The 3,640-nt window shown below is 65.0% G+C and carries 5 protein-coding genes; 3 read left to right on the top strand and 2 right to left on the bottom strand.

Annotation, left to right across the window (positions count from 1 at the left end):
- The 3 genes from VFH65_RS03630 to VFH65_RS03620 all read left to right on the top strand — a co-directional run.
- The coding region (locus VFH65_RS03630; protein ID WP_353319769.1) for a TadE/TadG family type IV pilus assembly protein at window positions 1-547 on the top strand (547 nt) is incomplete at its 5' end.
- Entirely contained in the window at window positions 547-1,245 is a 699-nt protein-coding gene (locus VFH65_RS03625) for a TadE family protein (protein WP_353319768.1), read from the top strand. The genes VFH65_RS03630 and VFH65_RS03625, both read left to right, overlap by 1 nt.
- A 10-nt stretch (window positions 1,246-1,255) precedes the next feature.
- A complete protein-coding gene (locus tag VFH65_RS03620; RefSeq protein WP_353319767.1) occupies window positions 1,256-2,854 on the top strand; it encodes a pilus assembly protein TadG-related protein in 1,599 nt (532 codons plus the stop codon).
- Here the strand turns inward: VFH65_RS03620 and VFH65_RS03615 are convergent, their stop codons facing one another.
- Together VFH65_RS03615 and VFH65_RS03610 are read right to left on the bottom strand one after the other, a co-directional pair.
- Window positions 2,855-3,382, bottom strand: a complete 528-nt coding sequence (locus tag VFH65_RS03615; RefSeq protein WP_353319766.1) for a TIGR00725 family protein — start codon at window positions 3,380-3,382, stop codon at window positions 2,855-2,857.
- The coding region (locus tag VFH65_RS03610) for a 2'-5' RNA ligase family protein (protein ID WP_353319765.1) at window positions 3,375-3,640 on the bottom strand (266 nt) is incomplete at its 5' end. The genes VFH65_RS03615 and VFH65_RS03610, both read right to left, overlap by 8 nt.

Raw genomic sequence — 3,640 nt, 5'->3', positions numbered from 1 at the left:
GATGTTGATCGTTCTTCTTCTCGGCGTCGCGGACTTTGGCCGCGTCTTCCAGGCGGGAATCACCATCGAAGCGGCCGCTCGAAACGCCGCCGAGGCGGCAGCGCAGGAATACACGCAAATGGTCCGAAACAAGGGAACGCTCAGCACTGCGGACTACGCGCACCTCCATAGCCTCGCGCTGAAGGAGGTGTGCCGTGAGGCTGACGTGCTGCCAAATCATGCCGTGGACGGTGCGGGACAGTGCACGATGCCAATTGCGGCCGTCTGCGTCCACGATACGGCCGCCGCCGACACTGGCTGTGGATCGGCGCAGGTGAGCGTCCCGACTTCATGCTCAAGTATCAATGGCTGGAGTGTGGTCGCTAGCCCAGCAAGCATTGCACCGACGAATGGCGCCGCCGCCGCGCTTCCATATGTCGAAGTGCGCACCTGCTACAGGTTCACCACGCTTCTCAATCTTCATATGTCGTTGCCTTTCGGCGCCGGGATCTCCGTCGGGGATATCTGGCTGCAACGCGGCCGCGAGTTCGTGGCGGGTGATTACTGATGAGTCGAACGGTCTCGAGTCGCACCCGCCGAGGACAGACGCTGGTCGAACTGGCCCTCGTGCTGCCATTGGCCATTGCTGCTCTCACCGGAATCATCACGTTTGGCCTTGGCGTCTTCTACACCCAGCAGGTCACGAATGCCGCCCGGGAAGCTGCTCGGTTCGCTGCGATCCATAGCGCGACAGCGCAGTGCCCGACCGTATCGAAGAAGGATCCCATGCCGAAACCCGGCGACGGCTATTTCCGCTGCGATTCCCCGGAGGACCTCGCATCGGATGGCTCACCCGACCCCTGGGGAAACATGACGGACGCGGGACGGTCGAAGATATTCGGGCTACCGAGCGAGGCGGTTGTGATCGTGGCCTGCTGGTCCGGATACGTAGACGACGCGACCGGTGCCTACGACGCCCCACCGCCGGACACCGTTGCCGGGATCTCCACCACGTGGGCTGGGTGCACGATTGACGGTCAGGATCCGGCGGCACAGACCGACTCCATCCCCTGCGCAACTGACCTCTATACCCGCACGACCGATACGGCGAGCAACCTGTCAGAAGCTCAGGGCAGAACCGTCGCCAACCAGGTCACCGCGTTTGCATGCTACGTCTGGACACCGCCGCTCGCCGGTTTTCTCCTTCTCCCGGAGACGATCACCCTGCGCGGTGTCGTCAGTGAACCCATTCAGCGGCAGCAGTGATGGTGTCCTCATGAGACGAACCGACGACTCTGAGCGCGGACAGATCGTAATCCTGGTCGCGGCATCCCTGATCGTCCTCATGGGAGTCATGGCACTGGCCATTGACCTCGGATTCTCCTGGATGCTGCGGCGACAGGAGCAGAATGCCGCCGATCCCGCTGCCATCGCCGCCGCACGATGGTTGCGGGATCCCGTGACCGGGGACGCGATGGTCGACATGCCCGCCATGAAGGCGGATGCGTGCTTCTACGCGCAGCAGAATGGCTTCTTCGAAAGCGACCTTGGCTGCAACGCGGCGTTCACCAATGGCGATCTGCAGGTCTCCAGCCCTCCTAAGTCCGGTGACTACGTAGGAATGACCGGCCATGTACAGGTCACCATACGGGCGAGCCACCCGACGTTCTTCGGACGCATCTTCGGAAGCGACGAGGCCGTCGTGACGACTGCGGCAGTTGCGGCTAACACAACGGAGAACTCGTATTCGAGCTCCCTGCACGCGCTGGATCCGCATGGATGCGAGGCGGGGAAGATCCAAGGAAATGGCGGACCGAGCTCGGGCGCGAAGGTGTCGATTGTTCCGCTAGTCGACCCTGACACTGGCCTGCCGTTCGCAGGAGGATTCGTCCAGATCAATTCCGACTGCGATGGCCCGGTCAATCCAGCGGGCCTGGCCGCGTGCGGAGGTGGCACCGGCGCGTTGAAGGTTGCCGGATCGTCGAGTCTGGATGCACCCGCGGTCTACACCTATGGCGACTGCGCCGAAGACGGCGGCGCGACGATTACGACCGACGACGGGAACCTCGTCAATCAGGGCACCGTTCCCGTCGGGGATCCGCTCGGGGACCTCGAGGGCCCAGCGGTCAACGAAACGATGCCCGGTGCGTTCTGCGGCATCGGCGGCGGCCAAACGAATGTCTCGACGAGTACAGGCTGCGGCGCGGGAGGCGCTTCGTGGGGCTGGACGCCGTGCGCCGATGACGCTTCGGTGCGATGCGTGACGTTGTACCCGGGGGTCTATTACGGCGGTTGGAAGCTCACGACCGATAAGTACCGCCTGCTGCTGGAGCCGGGCGTCTACATCTTCGCCGGTGGCGGAATCACTCAGAATGGAAGCATTATCGAGGCGATCTCAGGTGACGGGACACCGGCAACAGCTCAGGTGTTGTTGTTCAATACGGACAACCCGCGCTATGCCGATGAGTGTCATGCCGATTACGACGCACAGCCTGGCGGTCGCTGCCAAGACGGTATCAACTTCACATCGGGCATCCGCTTCCAAGCGTTCGGCATCGGCGACTACGCGTGTGGAATCGATCCAACTGTGTGCCCCTACAAGGGCATGCTCCTCTGGCATGACTGGCGCGGCAGCTGTCCCCTCTTGGCGTGTGAGCTGTCACTTGGTAGCGGAACGCAGGCGCTGGCGATCGGCGGAACTGTCTATGCCGCAAACCAGTTGGTCACGCTCAATGGCAGCGGATCGGTCGGTGGCGACATCGCGTCGATCCAGATCATTAGCTACCGGTGGAAGATTGTGGGTAACAGCGAGATCCAGATGCCGTACGACCCACGACAGCTCTATAGCTTCCCGAAGCGTGGGTTGGTCGAGTGACTAGCCGTGATCAGGACCATCGCGGGCGATGGCCGTTGCCAGCGTGACGGCTTCACGCGGGTCGGTACTGCGGTGAACCCTGGGACCGCCGAGGCGGTGATCTGACTCGACTCGCCACGAGCTGAGCGTCACGACGCTGCGTCCCATCCGCAGCGCGAGCCCGATCTCCGATAGCGTGCCGTGCTTCCCGCCGACCGCGATGACGGCATCGGACGACGTGACGACCACCAGGTTCCGCACCACGCCGAGCCCGGTCGCGATCGGCGTGCGCACGTAGTCGTTCGCCTCATCGGGGTCGGCGCCGGGCAGGATGCCGATGGTGTGGCCGCCGGCCGCGACCGCTCCGCGAGACGCCGCCTCCATGATGCCGCCCAGCCCGCCGGTGACCACGACGGCCCCGGCGCGCGCCAGGAGACTGCCGATCTCCTCGGCCCACTCGAGCAGCCGATGGGCATCCGGGCCGCGCGGCTCGCCATCGCCGATGACCGCGATGTACGGCGGGCGTAGCCGGTGTCCGCGCTCAGACACGGGCGGCAGCTCCCATCGCGAACGACTCGAGCACCTCGTACCGCGCCGGGCCCCTCCCGAGGCGGCTTCGCATGAGCTGAACGCGGTCGACGGCGAGGACGCCAGCCGGCGCGTCGGCGTGCTGCACCCAGGCGCGCAGGTCGACCGGTCCCCGCCTCGCGCGGGCCAGGGTCACATGGCCGCGGAAGGCGCCATCCTCGATGCCGGTGGCGCGCCGAACCTCGCCCGCCAGGTCCGCGAGGGCGCCGTCGGGATCGG

The organism is Mycobacterium sp., from assembly GCF_035697385.1.
Taxonomy (GTDB): domain Bacteria; phylum Actinomycetota; class Actinomycetes; order Mycobacteriales; family Mycobacteriaceae; genus Mycobacterium.
This window is presented reverse-complemented; position numbering and strand designations above follow the sequence as displayed.

Excerpts from the sequence above, each read along its gene's own strand:
- VFH65_RS03620 (WP_353319767.1), top strand. The coding sequence starts at position 1,256 with ATGAGACGAACCGACGACTCTGAGCGCGGACAGATCGTAATCCTGGTC.
- VFH65_RS03625 (WP_353319768.1), top strand. The coding sequence starts at position 547 with ATGAGTCGAACGGTCTCGAGTCGCACCCGCCGAGGACAGACGCTGGTC.